This window comes from uncultured Paraglaciecola sp. (assembly GCF_937123705.1).
In the GTDB taxonomy this organism is placed as follows: Bacteria; Pseudomonadota; Gammaproteobacteria; order Enterobacterales; family Alteromonadaceae; genus Paraglaciecola.
In genome coordinates, this window is the sequence record NZ_CAKZKO010000138.1 from 1 (window position 1) to 20,275 (window position 20,275).

Genomic DNA, 20,275 nt, shown 5'->3' on the forward strand with positions numbered 1-20,275 from the left:
TACTTTTTTTGGCTGTAGCAAAAAAGTAGGTCGCATAGAAGGGATTCTATGTGAAACCTGCCACGGAGGGCAGTGCCCGCTAGGGCATAAATAAAAAGCACTCGCAGATCGATAGCACTTCAAAAGGCATACTTTCAGCTCGCTACTCAAATCCCCTCTTGTCACAAAACATTCACTCTCTGTTAATAAAAAGTTAAAAAACTTATATTAATTTAACACTCACTATGGTAAATAGTCTTTAAGCTGTTGTTTTATTTCGATAATCGCTTCAGCTTAAAGGAATTGTTGTTATTACTGCGCTATAAAAATAAGAAAGGAGTACAAAATGGATAAGTCCGAAGTATTGTCTACCTTAGATTCAAATACCAAATCAACAAAGAGCAAAGCGAACAAACGAAAATGGCGAGAAATTGAAGCCATTCATGATCGAAATCAACTTAGGCAAGAGCTGCGGGATCTGGGAATGTCACCAGAAGACGCATTAGAGTTTTTGTAAAAACCGAATTCAAAGCCCTATATTTTTAGGGCTTTTTTTTGCTTCGAGTTTAGTGCCAGTTGCTTCGTCTGTTTTAACATAAGCGCTTCTCAACCACATATTCCTTCGGCATAAAGCTATCTGCCGATGACTCTTTCATTTCTTGGGCAAAGAGCTCTGGATTGCAGCTTTCTTGCAATAAACAAGCTTCCGTCAAATTAGGGTAGATCTCATCAAATCGTTTTATTTCAGTTTGGCTCACTCTTCTGTAAATGTGTGAACGATTGAGTTGATTAGGATTGGATAAACCAGCGGAAGAAATCAAGTCAAAAGTGGCGTGCACTGTGCCTTTGTGAAATCGAGCAACACGCTTTGCCTTATTGCCTACAACTAATCCAGATGCCAAGGACGGATTTTGCGTGGCTATACCAGTTGGGCATTCATTCGTATGACAAATCAAGGACTGAACACACCCTAACGCCACCATCATACCTCGGGCGCTATTGCAGATATCAGCGCCTAACGCTAAGCTTTTTACTAAGTGAAAGCCGGTAAAAGTCTTTCCACTTGCAATCACTTTGATTTCCTTTTTCAAACCAAAACCAATGAGTATATCGACCACAAAAACCAAGGCTTCACGCAGTGGCATGCCAACAGAATTGGAATATTCTAGTGGCGCTGCACCTGTTCCCCCTTCCCCACCATCCACCGTAATAAAATCAGGTTGGACTTTAGTTTCGATCATAGCTTTGCAAAGTGCAATAAACTCACTTTTTCGACCAATACATAATTTGAAACCTATTGGTTTTCCTCCAGACAAGTCCCTGAGTTCTTTAATAAAATGCATCATTTCTATTGGGGTTGAAAATGCTGAATGTACCGGAGGTGAATCAACTTGTGTTCCAGGTTCCACTAATCTAATGTTCGCAATTTCAATAGTATTTTTATGGGCGGGTAAAATTCCTCCGTGCCCCGGTTTTGCACCTTGGGACAACTTAATTTCAATCATCTTAATATTATCTATCGATGCGGTTTTAGCGAAACGACTAGGATCAAATTTCCCGTCTTTGGTTCGACAACCAAAGTACCCCGTACCTATTTGCCACACTAAATCGCCGCCGTGTTTTAGATGAGAAGGGCTAACGCTGCCTTCACCAGTGTTGTGATAAAATCCGCCTTCTTTTGCCCCTTTATTCAGTGCTTCTATTGCGTTACTACTTAATGCACCATAACTCATAGCTGAGATATTAAAAACACTCGCATCATAGGGTTGTAAGCACGCTTTTCCTCCCACCTTCACACGTTGACTTGGCGTCTCTTTATCAGGGTGAATTGCTGCCAACGAGTGGCCAATCCATTCGTAACCAACAGCTTGAGTGTCATACTTAGTTCCGTAAGGAACAGCATCTTCCGCAGCTTTGGCTCGTTGATAAATGACTGTTCTGAACATCCGACTGATTGGCACCCCGTCGGTTTCAGACTCGAAAAAGTATTGACGCAAAAACGGCCGAAAAAATTCCAAAATCCATCGACCACGACCAATTACAGGAAAGTTTCGCCTCAGTGCATGTTTAGTTTGATACATGTCGTATAAACCGACTAAGGAGAAGGGCGCCACAATCAAAAATAACCACAGGCTATTTGGCCATTTATAACTTAATAGCAACACGAATATCCAAGTAACTATGTTAACAATGACAAAGATGTGTCTCATTCAAATCCTCTTTCGTAGATTGCCTCAGAATATGCAACTCTCTCCAAGATTTGGAGCTCATAACAACATAACAGTCTGTTACTTTCATGAAAAGGCTTTTACTAATTAAGGTAAGGCACATACAAGAAATTTGTTGCCACCACGTTGACCACTTATGGCAGCATGTGAAAGAATTTGTTTTTTATTTGTGGCCAATAATTACCTTATGGATTTCTCAGCAGTATTAACATCTCGTCGCAGCATTCGCGCATTTTCCGATAAACCAGTAAGTCAAAAGACTATCAACCATATCTTAACCGATGCCATTGAGTCTCCATCTAGCTCTAATACTCAACCTTATAAAATTGTGGTGGCACAGGGAGAAACATGCAAGCAGTTGGGACAGGAGTTACTTAGTCGTTATCGCAAAATCAACAAAATTCAGCGCCAACCTTTGCCTATTAAATTGCTTAAAGCCATGACCAGCAAAGCTATGCCCGATGGCGATTACAAACCCATTTTAGGTAAATACCCCGGTATTTTTCAAGAGCGGCGATTGGCAACAGGTAGAGGTTTGTATCGTACTATGGGTATTGAGCGCGGCGATAAACATGCTCGCGATGAGCAACTAGCCCGTAACTTTACATTTTTTGACGCGCCCGTGGCGATGTTTATATTTGTGCATCCGGGCATGAAATTCACCGCGTTAGTGGATTCGGGCATTATGATGCAGTCTTTAATGTTGTCAGCTACCAATCTTGGCTTAGGCACCTGTCCACAAGGCGCTTTAGGCATGTGGCGTTCGCCACTTGAGACGCATTTTGATATTCCTAAAGGGTACAAATTAGTCTGTGGTTTAGCCTTAGGCTACCCCAAAGAAGATGAACAGGTAAATGACTACCGCCCCGAAAAACTTGCCCTAAGTGATTTAATTATCCCTAGTAAAAAGTAAGTTCTTAATGCTAATTTCACACCTGCCAATCGATGGGGGTTTGACCTTGTTGCTGTAAAATTTGATTGGTTTGGGAGAAATGTTTACAGCCAAAAAAGCCCCTATATGCCGATAAAGGCGAGGGATGGGGGCCGCTTAAAACATGATGTTTATTGGTATCAATTGCGGCGCCTTTCTTGTGAGCGTGGCTACCCCACAGTAAAAACACTAGATTTTCACTGTGCAAACTTAGCTGCCGAATAACCCCATCGGTAAATCGCTCCCAACCTATCTTAGCGTGAGAGTGCGCCTTGCCTTGTTCAACTGTTAGTACGGTATTAAGTAGCAACACGCCTTGCGCTGCCCAATGTTGCAAACAGCCATGTTGAGGTACCGTAAAACCAGTAATATCAGTGACTAGCTCTTTATAAATATTGACTAACGATGGCGGGGTTTTAACACCAGGTAACACCGAAAAACTCAAGCCGTGGGCTTGATTAGGGCCGTGGTAAGGATCTTGGCCTAAAATCACAACCTTTACCTTGTTAAAGTCTGTTAGGGTAAAGGCATTAAACACATATTGTTGAGACGGATAAATAGTTTTGCCAACAGCCCTTTCATGCTCAATATATTGCAGTATTTGTTGAAAATAAGGCTGTTGTTTTTCAGTACCTAAAATATCTTCCCACGTTTTCATTTATGTTTATCTATCCTAACAAACTAAATAAGTGGGCTTTTAAGGCTTGATAGTCGTTAGGTAGTTCAGCTGATAACCCTTCTTTCCCCGCGCAATCTGCTAGGGGTTTAGGCAGGCTGATAGGTTGTCCTAAGACATTCTCGACGGTTTCACGAAATTTAGCAGGGTGCGCTGTACCTAAGAAAATACCGGTTTGGCCTTCCTCCATTTTTCTGACCAAGGCTTTATAAGCAATGGCGGCATGAGGTTCACTCACGTATCCTAGCTGGGCAAGTTGACGCATAGCCACTTGGGTATATTCTTCATCAACTGTGTCACCAGAAATCAACGATTTATCGACTAGACCTTGCTCAATCATCGCCTCGATGCGCGGCCAATTGTTTGGTTGGCTCACATCCATTGCATTAGATAAAGTGGCCACGGTATCTTTAGGTGACCACTCTCCGGTTTTTAAATAGCGCGGCACGGTATCGTTTAAATTAGTACCTGCGACAAAATGCTTCACTGGCAAACCCATCACTTTAGCAATTAAGCCTGCGGTCAAATTACCAAAGTTTCCGCTTGGAACGGAGATCACTAGGTCATTGCGCTCTGCTTCTGAAAGCTGCGACACAGCTTCAAAGTAATAACAGACTTGTGCAGCTAAGCGACTGATATTAATAGAGTTTGCTGAATTCAAGTGCAAACCTTCACGTACATCTGGATCGTCAAATGCACTTTTCACCAATTGCTGACAGGCATCAAAATCATCTTCAATCGCCACTGTGTGAATATTGTCGCCAAGAGTGGTGAACATCTTCTCCTGCAATAAACTGATTTTACCTTTCGGATACAAGATCACCACATTGATGTTATCAATACCATGAAAAGCATGAGCCACTGCGGCTCCGGTATCACCCGATGTCGCAGTTAAAATTGTGATTGGCTTACCATCAGAAATTTCCACTAGGCACTGAGCCATAAATCGGCCACCGAAATCCTTGAACGCCAAGGTTGGGCCATGGAAAAGTTCAAGGCTATACACATTGTCGGTCACTTTCACTAAAGGAGCCTCAAATTCGAAAGCGCGTTTAACAATACCAGCAACAGTTTCGCGGGGTAGCTCATCACCAATTAGCGCCGTTAAAATTTCTATGCTGCGCTCGATAAATGGCATGGCCAAAATAGTATCGATATCATCAAACTTAGGCAGTACTTTGGGGAAAAACAGACCTTGATTTTTGCCTAAACCTTGTTTTACCGCTGCAGCAAAAGTTACTTGCTCGGAGGCATCTTTTAAATTTACGAGTTCCACTTTACACCCTTCTTAATTGTAATCGTTGCAATCAATACTATTGCATTCAAACGTGGCTGACTGATGCGCCACCGCTATCTAACTGACAAATATGGCTAAAACCTGTGTCATTTTGAATATAATGTTCGCTTAGCCATTGATTAATAACTTTAGCGTTTTGCAGATTATCACATACTGCAAATACTGTGGGTCCTGAACCAGAAATACCAAAAGCAAGGGCCCCATTTTGCTCGGAAAAAGCCCGTGAATCATCAAACTTTGGCAACAATGACTTGCGATAAGGTTCGGCAATGACATCTTGCATCATGGCTGCCGCCAGTTTTTCGTCTTTGCAATGCAAAGCATGGGTAAACACCGCTAATTGACGACCAAAGGCAATAGTATCTGGCATAGAGACTTGCTTGGGTAAGATATCTCGCGCAGCCGCCGTAGACACGCTAATACCTGAATAACACGACACCCAATACCAATTTTCGAACATAGGCAATGACAGAGCCACTTGCTCTTGGTGTTCGGCCATTAAGGTTAGCCCCCCTAAAAAACAAGGCGCCACATTATCGTAGTGCACACTGCCGCTGATTTGCCCTTCGAGTTCGCCCATCACTAACAACAATTGGTTATCGGTAAAAGGGGCTTGCCCAAAGTGCTCAGCAAAAAACTGATTCAATCCATGCAGTGCCGCCACTATAGAGCTGGCGCTTGATCCTAATCCACTGCCTATAGGCAAATGTTTATGTAAGGTCATTTTTAGGGTCGGTATCGCCTCTTTTTTATGACCTTGTTTTACAAGTTCGGCGATAAAATGCTGATAACAACGGGTGACAATATTACTGGCAGGATCGGGCGGTAGTTTGTCTGCAAAACGACCTTTAACAATTAAACTAAATTGCTGAGCTATTTCTATATCTACTTCATCCCCTAGTAAACTGCCGTCTATGGGTTTTAAAGCCGCACCGAGCAAATCAAAACCTAAGCTAACGTTACCTATTGACGCTGGCGCATAGGCCCGCAATACTGAACTTTTAATATTTGACATTATACTGATAACTTCCAAGGCATAGTACGCATCACATCAGCAAAAACGCCTGCCGCTGTCACTTCTGCACCTGCACCATAACCTCTAATAACGTAAGGAATGGGTTGATAATAATGGCTGTGAATGGCTAGGGCATTCTCACCCTCTTTCACCATATACAAAGGATGGGACTCATTCACCGCTTCAATACTGACCACACATTTACCATGTTCGATTGAACCAACATAACGCAACACTTTACCTGCGGTTTTAGCGGCGTCAACTTTAGCACCATAATAGCTATCCAACTCAGGCAAACGGTTCATAAAGTCTTCAATACTACCACTAGCGTCAAATGAAGGTGGTAACACTGGCTCTATGGTGATGTCGGATAATTCTAAGGTTAATCCTGATTCACGGGCCATAATCAATAGTTTTCTGGCCACATCCATACCACTTAAATCATCACGAGGATCGGGTTCAGTAAAACCATTCTTTTTGGCAATTTCAGTGGCTTCGGATAAGCTCAAACCTTCGTCTAACTTACCAAATACAAACGACAAGGAGCCCGATAAAATCCCTTCGAAGCGTACAAGTTCATCGCCGGCATAAAACAAATTTTGTAGGTTATCGATTACCGGTAAGCCCGCACCCACTGTAGTTTCATATAAAAATTGTCGATTAGTTTGTTGCGCAGTTTGCCTTAGTAACTGATAAAATTCGGTGCTGGCAGTATTGGCTTTTTTATTTGGCGTGACCACATGAAACCCAGATCGCATCATTTGCGGATATTGCTGTGCAATCACTTCGCTACTGGTGCAATCGATGATCACCGGATTAACCAAACTATTGTCGTGAACAAAACGCTCCAGATTTTCAATAGAAAATTGTTTTTCGCTTTGCTGCATGTCTTCTTGCCATGTTGCACTTAAATCAATGCCATTGGCTTTAACTAATAACTTCTTACTATTGGCAATGCCGTACACTTTTAGGCTGATATTTTGCGACAGTAAAGAAGCTTGCTGACGAGTAATTTGAGCCAGCAATTCTTGCCCAACACTGCCGCAGCCTACTAAAAATGCATCAATAGCATGTAGATTAGAGAAAAAATTCTGATGCACGACCTTCACCGCTTTTTTGGCTTTGCTAGCTTCAATTACTGTTGAAATGGAACGTTCAGAGGAGCCCTGTGCTATAGCCACATTATTGACTCTTGCTTGAGACAAGGAACTAAAGAACTTGGCAGCCAAGCCTTTAGAGTGACGCATACCGTCGCCTACTAAAGTGACTATCGCTAACTCATGTCGCACTTCAATTGGATCAAGCAACTGATTGCTAAGCTCTAATCCAAAGGCATCTTCTAGTAAATCTTGAGCGCGACTGGCATCTTTACTATGAATACAAAAACTGATGCTGTATTCAGACGACGACTGCGTAATCAAGCTGATTGATATGTTGGCATTCGACATAATTTCAAACACCCGACTCGCCATGCCCACCATGCCTTTCATGCCTGGGCCAGCCACGTTAAACATAGTCATATCATCTAAATGCGAAATCCCCTTTACACTGGTCCATTTAGAACTGGCTTCATTGCTAATTAGGGTGCCAGGTGCCGCAGGATTTAAGGTATTGCGAATTAAACAAGGAATATGATGTTGGGCAATAGGGCCAATAGTCTTTGGATGCAACACTTTGGCACCAAAGTACGACAACTCCATCGCTTCTTGATAGGTCAATTTATCCAGTAATACCGCGCCATCAACTTGGTTTGGATCGGCATTATAAACACCGTCTACATCTGTCCAAATCTCGCAACATTCGGCATCAATACATGCAGCCAAAATAGCCGCCGAATAATCAGAGCCATTACGCCCTAAGGTGACTTTTTCACCGGCTTCGTTCACCGCAACAAAACCAGGCATAATGAGTAAATTTTTACCTGAACTGTCTACATCACTAAAACGCGCTTTACTTGCAGCAACATCGGCAATGCTATCTAAATAGTCACCTTCAGCGATAATATAATTGACGGGATCAATAATCTGATTGCTCTGCCCTAAAGCCGTTAATATTTCACTAAAAATATTAACGCTTATGTATTCACCCACACTTAACACTTTTGCAACGACCTGCTCGGGAGCACAGCGCAGTAAAGCAAAACCTTCAAGATGTTGATTTAAATCATTTAATGTTGCTTGGATAAAGCTACTAAGTTTAGCTTGAGAAAAATTGGGTACATTTTCTTGCAGGTCATCGAGAATACCAAATAACACCATATTTAATTTGGCAAATAGCTCACCATAATCTTTACCCGATGCCGCTTCATCACACAATAACGATAAAGCATTGGTCACGCCTTTGGGAGCAGACAGTACCACCGCAGCACCACTTTCGGTGTGACATGTAATACTGATGTCTTTCACTCTTAAGTAACGTTCTGCATCGGCAAGTGACGATCCACCAAACTTCAATACTTTCATTATCTGCTTCCTCAATTAATTCAACTTGCTGTTTTTATTTACTTTTTCGGTATCCTAATAACAAAAAAGCCCGCTTTGGTTGCGGGCTTTTTTGTTGAATGCGTTATGCACTAGCCAGCGACCACCCTATTGAAGGTGATAATCATCATACTGGTGGTGGTCGTCATAATTTTGTTCATAGACGCAATTTGCCGTATAGCCATCTAGATGTCAACTGGCAAGTAAATTTGTTTTGTTATTTTATATTCCTACATCACTATGACGAGTTGTTTGACACAAACGCGTAGCGTTACAAACCCGTCACCGATCTAAAATAACCGGCCCAGGCCCTTGGGATGCGAGTTGGTCATTGGGGTTGTAAATTGGGCAATTTTGCATGGATAAACACCCACAACCTATACAGCCATCTAATGAATCTCGTAAGTTCACTAAGGAATTAATTTGTTTGTCTAACTGTTTTTGCCAACGTTTAGATAATTCAGCCCAATCTTTTCTGTCGGGTGTGCGCTCATTGGGCATGCCTACAAATGTTTGATGAATACTTTGCAGGCTCAAACCCAGTTTTTGAGCGGCTTTGATAACAGAAATCCTGCGCAATACATCGCGCTTGTAACGTCTTTGATTACCATTATTGCGCCAACTTCTAATGAGTCCTTTTTGTTCGTAAAAATGTAGGGTTGATACTTTTACACCTGTACGTTTTGCTACATAGCCGACAGACAAATTTGCGTCTTCCAATGGATTTTCCTTCAACAAGTTGAGCAACAAATACTTTGACTATCACTTCACCTCTAGTGAACTTGAGGTTTTATAGTATAGATAAAGCTTAACTATTTTAAGGAATGGCTATCCAAATAAGTGCTAATGACGACACAAATCCTACAAACCAAAAAAGCGTACGAATGACGTGTTGATCGACATAATAGGCACCTAAATACAAAAGCCTAGCGACCACAAATGTGATAGCTAAAGTTTGTGGAGTTTGCCCAGTGTTACCTGTTGCGATAACAGCCATTAAACCCGGTACAAACATGACCAGCGCTTCGAAACAGTTTTCGTGCGCGGCTTTTGCTCTCGCGCCAAAACCTGAAAGCGCTGCCTGCTGCTCTCTTGGGTTACGGTTATCATAACCTCCTTGTTGTTTATTCTGGGCCATAGCAAGGGGGGCTTTGGCCAAAATAGGCATTACAGTTGCAATAAATAAACAGATTAACAATATACTCATGTGGATTTCTCTTCGTTGTTATTATCTTTATAACCTTAACAAAGATGATTCAAGTGCAATAGATGCCTACACCTTTAATTGGGATATAAAATCAAAACGCCCCTTTAAAAGGAGCGTTTGTCTGTTATCTTGGTAACCACATCGCTGCTTGTGCTACTGAATTATTTAGCGCTTTGCATCTAAGGCAGCCTGTATTTTATCTAAATCGTCCTGACTAAATTCCCCTCTTTCAATCATATTTGTGATGACGCCACTATGACCTTTCAGCACACTATTATCGCCATCACCGTGAATGACATGCTTAATGATTCGATGACCATTTCCCTCTGTAAGCTCTATATCAATATTTCCCGCATCTTCGCCAATAAATTCTACCCTTTGTCCCTCACCTTTGTTCATGACAAACACCTTTTCCACTTCAACATGGGCTTCGCCGTCGTGGGACATCTTCACACCTTGCAATGCTTGCATTACGGTTTCGCGGGTTTCTGGGTCGAGATCGGCTAGTTTATCGGCTAACAAATCACTATCTGCTAGTTCTGCGGCGGTGACCATAACAGCTTGACTATTGCCGTCATTTTCCACCCACACATTTACGTCTTTTCCTTTAATCGCTTTGATTTCAATGGTTTTATGCTTAATTTCTTCATCGGCTGTTACTACACCTACTAAGGCTAGACTTCCAACTATTGAACCCGCAATTAAATTTTTAACTAATGTCTTCATTTTATTCTCCAAACTCTTGGTGGTAATCAATTTAGTCATGTTTCGCCTATACAACTATCAAGTCTTGTACCAACTTTATTTTCACTTTATTTATCAAACCGTTAACGATTTTTGCTGATTTAATGTGAAGAGTTCTAGCTAACATTTATCTGCATATAAGGATATGATTTCCTGATATGGGGAAATTTCCTCTGAGAATTTTCCAAAGTTTTTATTTTAACATTATTAATCATACACTTAACTTTTGAACACCTTGGCGCAATTATTGTTTATATATGTCTAACTATAAAATACTAGGTTTACTTGGTGCTATGTCATTAAAACGCTATTTGTTTTTGTTGATTGCCGTTTTTGTATTGATACTCTCTGCTACTCAGTTATTTTTTATAAACTACATTCAACAACAAATGAGTAGCGAAGTAGAAAACAAAAGTCGTGCCTTATCAAAACAAACCTTAAAATTGCTACTCGATACTGCCCACATTGCAGAATCTCGTCAAAATGCCTCACCAGCCATAATTGAAAATAAAACGCATATTGCAATGCCAATGGATCCCAAGTCAGTGGTTATTCGCATCGAAAACACTCCCAAAAAGAAGATAGATCTTGGCGAGGGTTATCAGTTTATAGCGGGCGATAAAACCCAAACGGTAAAAATACTGTCAGCGCCTTTAATGCCAAATGTAGATTTTCGTGAGCGCTTAGCCGGGCAATTACAATCCCTGCATTTTAATCCCATTAACAACTCTTATGCCTTTGCCATTAGCAATACAAATAATGACCAAATCGACAAGCATATAGTGCAATTTGGAAAGCAGGATTCTGCTATTTATCAATACTTTAACTGGTTGATCGCAGGTACTATTGGCTTAACGCTATTAGGATTGATGCTTGCATATTGGTTGGCGAGTCATATTAGCCAACCCTTGCAAGCTTTATCCAAAGGCTTTCACAATCTAGAAGAAGGCCATCTTGGTAGCCAAGTATCCTTAAGCGGAATAAAAGAAATTCGCGATACCTTACAACGCTTTAATCAAATGAGTCGACGCTTGGTTGAACTAGGGGAAGTAGAAAAGCGCTTTGGCCAGCAACAACAATTGGCTGAATTAGGCGAAGTGGCAAGAGGCTTGGCACACACCTTACGTAACCCAATTAATACCATTGGTTTAGCTATAGAACAAATCAGTCAAACCGATATGCCGCAAGATGAACGACTTGAGTTGGCCTCTCAGGTTCGTCAAAAGATAAACCATCTTGATAACAGTATTAAAAGTCTGCTGAGTTTGACCACCCAAGATATTCAGCGCGACCAACTTATCGACTTAACACAATTGACTAACGACATACTGCTGGAAATGAGCATGACCAGCACCACAAAAATTGCGTTTTCATCGGTTCAAACCATCAAGATGTTAGGCGCGGAAGTAGAAGTACGGGCCATGATCCATACCTTAGTGGTTAACGCAGTTGAAGCCAGCAGCTCTGAGCAAACAGTCAGTCTATTTGTTAGTGAACAAAATGATTGCATTCAAGTTCGTGTGCTGGACCAAGGTAAAGGAATCGATCCACAAATCAAATCTCAGCTCTTTAAACCTCATATCACCAATAAGCCCGAAGGTGCTGGAATGGGATTATATATCGCTAAACGCATCAGCAATTTGCATTATCACGGTGATATATCACTCACTGATAACTCGCCCCAAGGTTGCATTGCCACTTTGACACTCTCAAGTGCCACAACCGAGAAACATAGCCATGAATGACCGCATAAATATATTGGTAGTGGAAGACGACCCTCAGCAGCGCAAACTCATACAAGGTATTTTACATTCAGAAGCATACCAAGTCTGTGTCGCAAGCAGCGTTGAAGAGGCAATCGTTGCTGTCAAAAAGCATGGGGTTGATTGTATATTTTCAGACTGGAAACTTGGCTCTCTTAGTGGATTAGACTTATTAAACTACGTGCGCAGCAATCAACCCGAACTCGGATTTGCTATTGCCACCGCTTACGGCACTATTGCCCACGCGGTTAAAGCCGTTGATGCTGGCGCAGACGATTATCTAGCCAAGCCTTTTCAGCGTCAGGAGTTATTGCTATGCATAGACAAAATAGTCAAAGCTAAGCAACTCAGAAGCCAAAACAAACAGCTCACACAGGCGTTATCAGAACAACAGCAACTAGTGGATTTAGTGGGCAATGCGCCTTGTATGCAACAGGTTTACCATCGCATAAAGCGGGTTTCTAACACCGATGCTATGGTGTTGATAACTGGTGAAAGTGGCACGGGTAAAGAGCTAGCGGCTCGTGCCTTACATCAATTGTCCAGTCGCCAATCTCAAGCTTTTGTTGCGGTAAATTGCGGCGCCATTCCTGAATCACTGGCAGAAGCAGAGCTGTTTGGGGCCTTAAAAGGCGCATTCACAGGCGCTAATCAAGACAAAATAGGTAAACTACAAAGTGCTGATAAAGGAACGCTATTTTTAGATGAGATCGGCGAATTACCCTTAGCATTACAAGCTAAAGTGCTGCGATTTTTACAAGAAGGCACTATCACGCCTTTAGGTAGCCATCAGGAAATCCAATTAGATGTGCGGGTACTAGCTGCCACTCACAGAGATCTAGCACAGATGGTATCTGAAGGAAGCTTCCGTGAAGACTTATTCTATCGCTTAAACATTGTGCCTTTGGTTATGCCACCTCTACGTGAAAGGCAAGAAGACATTCCCCGCCTTATCAATTTCTTTTTAGCCAAAAGCAGCCAGCGATATCAAATACCGCAACCTGAATTGCAAAAATCCACACTTAAACAATTGATTGATTACCCATGGCCGGGCAATGTGCGAGAGCTGTCAAATCGCATCGAGCGTTTTGTATTGTTAGACGACGAACAAGAACTGTTAAACGACACTAATAGCGCTACACCATCCAACAATGAAAATAGTAATTTTACCCTACCAGAATCTGGCTTGGACTGGGAAGCCTTTGAAAAACAATGCCTTGCACAAGCCCTTGAACGCCATCAAGGCAATCGCACTAAAGCCGCACAATTTTTAAATATGAGTTACAAAGCGTTTTTATATCGCTTAGACAAACATGGATTAAACAAGTGACTCCACAACAATTAGGGATACTTCTTGGGATCCAAACACCCTCGCCGACTCACAGCATCCAGCCAAACTGGCAAGGCATAGAAAACCTGCAAATATCTATCAAACGCGACGACTTAATTCATCCGATTATTTCCGGCAATAAATGGCGAAAACTCAAATATGCACTTTTAGAAGCGGTGAATACCCAAACCCAACATATCGTCAGTTTTGGTGGTGGTTTTTCGAATCACTTACATGCTTTAGGTTATTGCTGCGAGCGACTTAATATTGGATTAACCGCTATAGTACGCGGCGATTACTCAAAAAATCCTAGCCCAATGTTGCAAGATTTAGCTAACTGGCAAACCAACATTCAATACGTTGATCGCAACACTTATCAACAGCGCAGCAATGCTGATTATTTGCAAAACTTGCAACATCAAAATCCCAACGCCATGGTTATTCCCGAAGGTGGCTCTTGGCAACATGCGATGACTGGCGTAACCGAAATCATCAGCGAACTGCAAACTGAATATGACTACATTTTAATGCCTGTCGGCAGTGGAGGCACACTAGCCGGAATCATTTCAGCAACACAGCAAACAAAGGCACAAGTAATGGGCATAGCCGTACTTAAAGGAGCAGACTACTTGGAACAATTAGTCTCCGAGCTATTACCCCAAGACCAAGCGACCTACTCTAATTGGCAAATTAACCACCAACATCATTTTGGTGGTTACGCTAAATCGAATACCCAACTAAAGCAGTTTTGTGACGAATTTCATGAGCAAACTCACATATCAATTGAACCCGTTTACAGCGGAAAGTTATTTTTCGCCTTAAAAACCTTAGTTGAGCAACGCCACTTTCCCCTTGATAGTAAAATTTTGGCAATACACACAGGAGGCTTGCAGGGGGCAAGGTCACAATGATACAAATATCGCTTTACTAACTCTTTCTTAAACAGGCAATAACTTTGCAAGAATGGTTACAAGGCTTTGCTGGCGCATCACCATTGGAATGGGTCGCAACAGTTGCTGGTTTTATCTGCGTTTATTTACTCATCAAAGGTAATATTTGGTGTTTTGCCTTCGGTTTTGTGCAAGTGAGCATTTACACTTGGATATTCTACGATGTAAAACTGTATTCCGACATGGCTTTACAGGTGTTTTATATAGGCTTTCAAATCTACGGATGGCTACTTTGGAAAAACGCCAGAGACCAATCTGGTCATGTCATCGTTAAACGAGGTTCATCGAAAGAATATATCCTATGGATAGTTGCCATTGTTATTAGTACGTTAATTCTTGGTAGTGTTATGCATCACAACACAGACGCAAGCTTGCCTTACCCCGATGCTTTTACCACCTGTGCCAGCTTGGTGGCACAGTGGTTGTTATCTCACAAAAAGTTATTTAACTGGACGGTATGGATAGTAGTAGATGTCGTAGCCATAGTTATTTACTGGCAAAAAGGCTTATTCCCCACATCCGCACTTTACGCCTGCTTCTTAGTAATGGCCATCATCGGCCAATGGCAGTGGTATCAATATTTACAAGTAAACAATAAACAAGATTTAACTGCATCATGAGAAAAAATGTGCATTTTTGGGGCGCCTCCTCGAGACAGACGAGCTTAACACCCTGATCAATGGGGTCAGAGCATTTGATCTCTCAGGTTTGTCTTCCAACTACCAGCAAATATAAATTACGATTGCAAATGCTGGGGTTGAGTTAGGTCTGCAATTACGCTCTATCGAATCAAATGCTCTGACCCCATTGATTTGTGAAACAACCTTCATACTTCCAAGATTCAACTTGCACCAAAACCAATTACTGCTAGCATTCTCCCTTTATATTTTAACTCGTTCATTAGGAACCTTTTATGTCTCGTGTTCTGATCATTGGCGCTGGCGGTGTGGCCGCAGTGACCATTAAAAAATGCGCTCGTTTGCCAGAGCTTTTCGACGAAATCTATTTAGCTAGCCGCACCGTGTCTAAGTGTGAAGCATTACAAAAAGAAGTGGGTATTGACCGAGTAAAAGGTGTGTTTGCGGTGGATGCCGATCATGCCAGTGAAGTAGTGGCAGTTATCAACCAAGTTAAACCTGATTTAGTTATCAATCTTGCATTGCCTTATCAAGATTTAGCCATTATGGATGCCTGTTTAGAAACGGGTGTGGACTACATGGATACCGCCAACTATGAGCCTAAAGATGTAGCAAAATTTGAATATTCGTGGCAGTGGGCTTATCAAGAAAAGTTCGAAAAAGCGGGTTTGATGGCCCTTTTGGGAAGCGGCTTTGATCCTGGCGTGACCAATGTGTATACCGCTTACGCGGCTAAACATTATTTTGATGAAATTCATTACCTCGACATAGTGGATTGCAATGGCGGCGACCACGGTCAAGCTTTTGCCACTAACTTTAATCCTGAAATCAATATTCGTGAAATCACCCAGCGCGGGCGTTTTTATGAAAACGGCCAGTGGAAGGAAACCGATCCTTTAAGTGTGCGTGAAGACTTGGATTATCAAAACATTGGGGTCAGAGCGTCATACCTAATGTTCCATGAAGAATTAGAGTCTTTGGTAAAACACTTCCCTACCCTTAAACGTGCCCGTTTTTGGATGACTTTTGGCGATGCTTATTTGACTCACTTAAAAGTGCTTGAAGGCATTGGCATGACTAGCATTGAGCCAATTAATTTCCAAGGTCAGCAGATTGTACCTTTAGAGTTTTTAAAAGCTGTACTGCCAGATCCCGGATCACTCGCCGATGGTTACACCGGCCAAACCTGCATAGGCACTTACATCACAGGCATCAAAGACGGCCAAGAAAAAACCATCTTTATTTACAACAATTGCGAACATGCAAAATGCCATGAAGAAGTGGGCGCTCAAGCGGTGTCGTACACTACTGGTGTACCTGCCATGATTGGCGCATCTTTAATGCTAAATGGCACTTGGAAAAAAGCCGGCGTGTGGAATATGGAACAATTCGACCCAGACCCATTTATGGACATGCTAAACAAACATGGTTTGCCTTGGCATGTGATTGAATGTGACGAGAGTCCGTTTAAATAAAAGCAGTGGCGAGTTACTAGCTAGGAGCAAAAAAAGAAATTGAACCACAGAAACTTTCTGTGCCTAAAGCTCGAAACTCGCCGCTCGAAGCTAAAACATTAATTCGACTTTGTGAGGATGTGCAAAGTCATGAACCTTCAAAGTTAGTAAAAATACTATGCCAAACCCAATGCTAAACCCAACCATTCCTTCGCCCTGTTATGTGTGTGAAGAGGCAAAATTAGAAGCCAATTTGCAGTTGATGCAACAAGTGCAAAACGAAACAGGTGTAGAAATTATTCTGGCCCTAAAAGGGTTTTCCATGTGGTCAACTTTTAATCTTGTTAAGCAATACTTGCAAGGATCAACGGCCAGCGCTGTATGGGAAGCGAGGTTAGGTAAAGAAGAAATAGGCAAACAAGTACATGCTTATTCACCGGCTTTTAAACCTGCCGATATTGATGAGTTGGTAAACTTGGTCGACCATATTTCTTTTAACAGTTTGGGGCAATGGCAAAGATACAAACAGCAAATTTTAGCCTCAAAGGTATCCGCTGGGCTGAGAGTGAACCCCGAACATCAAGAAGCCGAAACCGAGCTGTACGACCCCAGTGCGCCCGGTTCACGCTTAGGTATTCGCGCCCAAGACTTGCACAGCGCCGACCTAAGCGACATTGAAGGTTTTCATATTCACAATTTATGTGAATGTGACTCTTTTGCCACCGAGCGCACCATCAAAGCATTCGAAGACAAGTTTGGTAAATGGTTGCCGCAACTAAAATGGATTAACTTTGGCGGCGGGCATTTAATGACCCGCAGTGGTTATAACGTTAAACATCTCATCGACACTTTAAAGGCCTTTAAAGCAAGGCACCCCCATTTAACAGTGATCCTAGAGCCCGGATCGGCAGTGGCTTGGGAAACCGGCAGTTTAGTAGCCGAAGTGGTGGATATAGTCGACAACCAAGATAAAATTGCCATTTTAGATATTTCGGCCACCGCCCATATGCCCGATGTACTAGAAATGCCCTATCGCCCCGAGGTACGCGGCGCAGCAAAAGCAGACGAAAAGCCCTTTACCTACAGATTAGGCGGCAACTCTTGTTTAGCAGGCGATGCCATTGATTTGTATAGCTTTGATCATGAATTACAAGTTGGTGAACGCATTATATTTGAAGATATGATCCACTACACTATGGTTAAAACCACCTTCTTTAATGGCGTTGAACATCCTTCAATTGGCATTATTCGCAAGGATGGTAGTTTTGAGCTGGTACGCAAGTTTGAGTATGAGGACTTTAAAAACAAACTCTCTTAATGTCACGTCATGCATTCTTTTTGTAAAACAACCTTGACATTCTGCTTAAGGGTTTTATACTCGACACAAAGTAAAGCTTATTTTACTTTATGACTTGAGAGTTTTACTTATGACTAAAATTGAACCTTCCGAATCAATCTGTACAACACAGAAAAACAATCATCTAGCTCCCTTAGCTTTTTGGACCTTGGCTTGGTTAGTCAGCACCGCTTTATTAAGATTTGGCGCTGAGTATATATGGGATTATCAGCCAGTTTATTCGGTTATTGTATTGATGACACACTTAGCACTGGGCTTAACCATGATCATGGTGTACGTCAAACATTTATCTAAACAAGACGAATTGCAACGTAAAATCACTATGGATGCCATGGGGATTACCCTAGGTATAACGATGATAGCTGGCATTGCTTACGAACAATTAGAAGACATAAAATTGATTAGTTTCGAACCAGAAATTAACCACCTTATTATTCTGATGTCGCTGACCTACATCATCAGTACTTTTATTGGCCAAAGGAAATACCAATGAAAAATCGTCTAAAAGTGTTGCGCGCCGAGCGAGACTGGACTCAAGCTGACTTAGCCAGTGCACTGGACGTATCAAGACAAACCGCCAATGCCATCGAAAAAGGCAAATTCGATCCTAGCTTACCTCTGGCGTTTAAAATTGCCCGACTATTTAAATTAACGGTTGAAGACGTTTTTATAGATGAAGACGGGCATTAACCTAAGCGGGTTAACAATATTTTGTGACAACCCGCGACTGACTAAAAAAGCATAACGTGTCATCATATTAAAAAAATAAAAGGAGCACCCATTGAAACTGATTAACATGATGGCCGTAGCAACATTACTTGTTACCGCAACCACTCACGCCGCTAACAATCTTGTGCCTGTGGCAGAAAAAACCCAAGAAACCGCAACCAGCCTGCGCGACAAAGCCTTCAAAGATGATAGCGCCTATGAAATATTAAGGTCGCTCACCACAGAAGTAGGCTCGCGCCACCCTGGTACTCCTGGCGAGAAAGCCGGTATCCAGTGGGGTGTTAATAAACTAAAAGCCTTAGGTTTTGATAAGATATATACCGAAGATGTTAAAATGAACGGTTGGGTGCGCGGCATTGAAACCGCAGAAGTGTTAGTGCCTTCGTATCAAAAGATGATCATTACCGCCCTAGGTCGTTCAAAATCAACTCCAGAAGGTGGCCTAGAAGCCGACATCGCTCACTTTGAAACTTATGCTGACCTAGAAAAAGCGAAAGATGGCAGCCTACAAGGCAAAATTGCTTTTATCAGCAACCGTATGGAACGCTTTAAAGACGGTGCGGGTTATGGCCCTGCTAATATTGCCCGTTCCAAAGGCCATGAATTAGCCGCGCAAAAAGGCGCTTCCGCTATACTTATTCGCTCTATCGGCACCGACGATCATCGTAATCCTCACACAGGCGCCACTAGTGTCGCTATGGGTTATACCCAAGTGCCCGCCGTTGCGCTTTCAAACCCAGATGCCGACCAATTGGTGCGTTTAATGGGTTATGGGCATACCCCAAAAATGCGTTTAAATGTGCAAACCAAAGACTTAGGCGATATCGTTACCAAAAATGTGATTGGCGAAATCACCGGAAGCGAATTTCCTGATGAAGTCGTCGTCATTGGTGGCCATTTAGACAGCTGGGATTTAGGCACAGGCGCAGTGGATGATGGCGCAGGTGTGGCTATTGCCATGGCAACCGCTGCCTTTATTAAAAATAACACCGACGTTAATCCGCGCCGCACCATTCGCGTTATTTTATGGGGCGCAGAAGAGTTAGGACTTATTGGCGCACGAGCATATGCCAAAGCCAGAGAAGCCGACGGCACTATCGACAAACATATGATTGGCTCAGAATCAGACTTTGGAGCAGGGCCAGTGTATGGTTTACGCTCTTCTAAAAACGTATCGGCTAAGGCGATTCATGTGGTAGATACTATGGCAGGCATTATGGGAGAACTAGGCGTTAGCCGTCGCAGCGGTGATACTTCTGGTGGGCCAGATATGATGCCGCTATCGGCGTTGGGTGTTCCGGCACTTGGTTTGATGCAAGATGGCACTGACTACTTCGACTTGCACCATACCCCTGATGATACTTTTGATAAGGTCAATCCCGACCATATGCGCCAAAATCTAGCCGCTTGGACAGTCTTTACTTACATTGCCGCCCAGTGGCCGGGATCATTTAAATAAAGTATTTACAGTTCAGCATACTGCCCCGTCCTTAACCA

Annotated in this window: 19 protein-coding genes; 11 read left to right on the plus strand and 8 right to left on the minus strand. The window is 42.4% G+C overall.

The features are described 5' to 3' along the window. The first annotated feature begins 325 nt into the window (after window positions 1–325). Window positions 326–496 carry a DUF3545 family protein gene (locus Q0688_RS17140; RefSeq protein ID WP_299079698.1) on the plus strand — a complete coding sequence of 57 codons (171 nt, stop codon included), beginning with the start codon at window positions 326–328 and terminating at the stop codon, window positions 494–496. A gap of 73 nt (window positions 497–569) precedes the next feature. Here the strand turns inward: Q0688_RS17140 and Q0688_RS17145 are convergent, their stop codons facing one another. After that, complete coding sequence (locus tag Q0688_RS17145) at window positions 570–2,189, minus strand: FMN-binding glutamate synthase family protein (RefSeq protein WP_299079701.1); 1,620 nt, start codon at window positions 2,187–2,189, stop codon at window positions 570–572. Window positions 2,190–2,343: 154 nt separating this feature from the next. On the opposite strand from Q0688_RS17145, the gene Q0688_RS17150 reads away from it, so the two are divergent. Beyond that, window positions 2,344–3,120: a nitroreductase gene (locus Q0688_RS17150; protein ID WP_299079704.1), complete on the plus strand. Its 777-nt coding sequence runs from the start codon at window positions 2,344–2,346 to the stop codon at window positions 3,118–3,120. Window positions 3,121–3,136: 16 nt separating this feature from the next. Here Q0688_RS17150 and ung read toward each other — a convergent pair whose 3' ends face one another. The 7 genes from ung to Q0688_RS17185 all read right to left on the minus strand — a co-directional run bounded on the left by ung (window position 3,137) and on the right by Q0688_RS17185 (window position 10,539). Then, on the minus strand, window positions 3,137–3,796 hold the full coding sequence (ung, locus tag Q0688_RS17155) for a uracil-DNA glycosylase (protein ID WP_299079707.1): 660 nt from the start codon (window positions 3,794–3,796) through the stop codon (window positions 3,137–3,139). A gap of 10 nt (window positions 3,797–3,806) precedes the next feature. Further along, window positions 3,807–5,090 carry a threonine synthase gene (thrC, locus tag Q0688_RS17160; RefSeq protein ID WP_299079710.1) on the minus strand — a complete coding sequence of 428 codons (1,284 nt, stop codon included), beginning with the start codon at window positions 5,088–5,090 and terminating at the stop codon, window positions 3,807–3,809. Window positions 5,091–5,136: 46 nt separating this feature from the next. After that, a complete protein-coding gene (gene thrB, locus Q0688_RS17165) occupies window positions 5,137–6,126 on the minus strand; it encodes a homoserine kinase (RefSeq protein ID WP_299079713.1) in 990 nt (329 codons plus the stop codon). Continuing rightward, a complete protein-coding gene (thrA, locus tag Q0688_RS17170; RefSeq protein WP_299079716.1) occupies window positions 6,126–8,588 on the minus strand; it encodes a bifunctional aspartate kinase/homoserine dehydrogenase I in 2,463 nt (820 codons plus the stop codon). Before thrA ends, thrB begins: the two co-directional genes overlap by 1 nt. A gap of 300 nt (window positions 8,589–8,888) precedes the next feature. Continuing rightward, complete coding sequence (gene soxR / locus Q0688_RS17175; RefSeq protein ID WP_299079719.1) at window positions 8,889–9,326, minus strand: redox-sensitive transcriptional activator SoxR; 438 nt, start codon at window positions 9,324–9,326, stop codon at window positions 8,889–8,891. Window positions 9,327–9,423: 97 nt separating this feature from the next. Next, window positions 9,424–9,813: an MAPEG family protein gene (locus tag Q0688_RS17180; protein WP_299079722.1), complete on the minus strand. Its 390-nt coding sequence runs from the start codon at window positions 9,811–9,813 to the stop codon at window positions 9,424–9,426. Between the two features lie 165 nt (window positions 9,814–9,978). Further along, window positions 9,979–10,539 (minus strand): hypothetical protein, encoded by a 561-nt coding sequence (locus Q0688_RS17185; protein WP_299079725.1) that lies wholly within the window; start codon window positions 10,537–10,539, stop codon window positions 9,979–9,981. Between the two features lie 275 nt (window positions 10,540–10,814). On the opposite strand from Q0688_RS17185, the gene Q0688_RS17190 reads away from it, so the two are divergent. The 9 genes from Q0688_RS17190 (at window position 10,815) to Q0688_RS17230 (ending at window position 20,237) form a co-directional block, all read left to right on the plus strand. Beyond that, window positions 10,815–12,302, plus strand: coding sequence for a HAMP domain-containing sensor histidine kinase (locus tag Q0688_RS17190; RefSeq protein ID WP_299079727.1), 1,488 nt, complete (start codon window positions 10,815–10,817; stop codon window positions 12,300–12,302). Then, window positions 12,295–13,650 (plus strand): sigma-54 dependent transcriptional regulator, encoded by a 1,356-nt coding sequence (locus Q0688_RS17195; protein WP_299079729.1) that lies wholly within the window; start codon window positions 12,295–12,297, stop codon window positions 13,648–13,650. Before Q0688_RS17190 ends, Q0688_RS17195 begins: the two co-directional genes overlap by 8 nt. Continuing rightward, window positions 13,647–14,561 (plus strand): 1-aminocyclopropane-1-carboxylate deaminase/D-cysteine desulfhydrase, encoded by a 915-nt coding sequence (locus tag Q0688_RS17200; RefSeq protein ID WP_299079732.1) that lies wholly within the window; start codon window positions 13,647–13,649, stop codon window positions 14,559–14,561. The genes Q0688_RS17195 and Q0688_RS17200 overlap by 4 nt, the downstream gene beginning before the upstream one ends. Before the next feature lie 38 nt (window positions 14,562–14,599). Continuing rightward, a complete protein-coding gene (gene pnuC / locus Q0688_RS17205) occupies window positions 14,600–15,220 on the plus strand; it encodes a nicotinamide riboside transporter PnuC (protein ID WP_299080434.1) in 621 nt (206 codons plus the stop codon). A 293-nt stretch (window positions 15,221–15,513) separates the two neighbouring features. Further along, window positions 15,514–16,713: a saccharopine dehydrogenase family protein gene (locus Q0688_RS17210; protein WP_299079735.1), complete on the plus strand. Its 1,200-nt coding sequence runs from the start codon at window positions 15,514–15,516 to the stop codon at window positions 16,711–16,713. A 157-nt stretch (window positions 16,714–16,870) separates the two neighbouring features. Then, the gene (nspC, locus tag Q0688_RS17215) at window positions 16,871–18,010 is read left to right on the plus strand and encodes a carboxynorspermidine decarboxylase (RefSeq protein ID WP_299079738.1); all 1,140 of its coding nucleotides are present in this window, start codon (window positions 16,871–16,873) and stop codon (window positions 18,008–18,010) included. A gap of 109 nt (window positions 18,011–18,119) precedes the next feature. Then, the gene (locus Q0688_RS17220) at window positions 18,120–18,542 is read left to right on the plus strand and encodes a hypothetical protein (protein WP_299079743.1); all 423 of its coding nucleotides are present in this window, start codon (window positions 18,120–18,122) and stop codon (window positions 18,540–18,542) included. Beyond that, window positions 18,539–18,739 carry a helix-turn-helix transcriptional regulator gene (locus Q0688_RS17225; protein ID WP_299079746.1) on the plus strand — a complete coding sequence of 67 codons (201 nt, stop codon included), beginning with the start codon at window positions 18,539–18,541 and terminating at the stop codon, window positions 18,737–18,739. Before Q0688_RS17220 ends, Q0688_RS17225 begins: the two co-directional genes overlap by 4 nt. A 91-nt stretch (window positions 18,740–18,830) precedes the next feature. After that, complete coding sequence (locus tag Q0688_RS17230; protein ID WP_299079749.1) at window positions 18,831–20,237, plus strand: M20/M25/M40 family metallo-hydrolase; 1,407 nt, start codon at window positions 18,831–18,833, stop codon at window positions 20,235–20,237. Window positions 20,238–20,275 lie beyond the last annotated feature (38 nt).

Excerpts from the sequence above, each read along its gene's own strand:
- Q0688_RS17140 (WP_299079698.1), top strand. The coding sequence starts at position 326 with ATGGATAAGTCCGAAGTATTGTCTACCTTAGATTCAAATACCAAATCA.
- Q0688_RS17145 (WP_299079701.1), bottom strand. The coding sequence starts at position 2,189 with ATGAGACACATCTTTGTCATTGTTAACATAGTTACTTGGATATTCGTG.
- Q0688_RS17150 (WP_299079704.1), top strand. The coding sequence starts at position 2,344 with ATGGCAGCATGTGAAAGAATTTGTTTTTTATTTGTGGCCAATAATTAC.
- ung (WP_299079707.1), bottom strand. The coding sequence starts at position 3,796 with ATGAAAACGTGGGAAGATATTTTAGGTACTGAAAAACAACAGCCTTAT.
- thrB (WP_299079713.1), bottom strand. The coding sequence starts at position 6,126 with ATGTCAAATATTAAAAGTTCAGTATTGCGGGCCTATGCGCCAGCGTCA.
- thrA (WP_299079716.1), bottom strand. The coding sequence starts at position 8,588 with ATGAAAGTATTGAAGTTTGGTGGATCGTCACTTGCCGATGCAGAACGT.
- Q0688_RS17180 (WP_299079722.1), bottom strand. The coding sequence starts at position 9,813 with ATGAGTATATTGTTAATCTGTTTATTTATTGCAACTGTAATGCCTATT.
- Q0688_RS17185 (WP_299079725.1), bottom strand. The coding sequence starts at position 10,539 with ATGAAGACATTAGTTAAAAATTTAATTGCGGGTTCAATAGTTGGAAGT.
- Q0688_RS17190 (WP_299079727.1), top strand. The coding sequence starts at position 10,815 with ATGTCTAACTATAAAATACTAGGTTTACTTGGTGCTATGTCATTAAAA.
- Q0688_RS17195 (WP_299079729.1), top strand. The coding sequence starts at position 12,295 with ATGAATGACCGCATAAATATATTGGTAGTGGAAGACGACCCTCAGCAG.
- Q0688_RS17210 (WP_299079735.1), top strand. The coding sequence starts at position 15,514 with ATGTCTCGTGTTCTGATCATTGGCGCTGGCGGTGTGGCCGCAGTGACC.
- nspC (WP_299079738.1), top strand. The coding sequence starts at position 16,871 with ATGCCAAACCCAATGCTAAACCCAACCATTCCTTCGCCCTGTTATGTG.
- Q0688_RS17220 (WP_299079743.1), top strand. The coding sequence starts at position 18,120 with ATGACTAAAATTGAACCTTCCGAATCAATCTGTACAACACAGAAAAAC.
- Q0688_RS17225 (WP_299079746.1), top strand. The coding sequence starts at position 18,539 with ATGAAAAATCGTCTAAAAGTGTTGCGCGCCGAGCGAGACTGGACTCAA.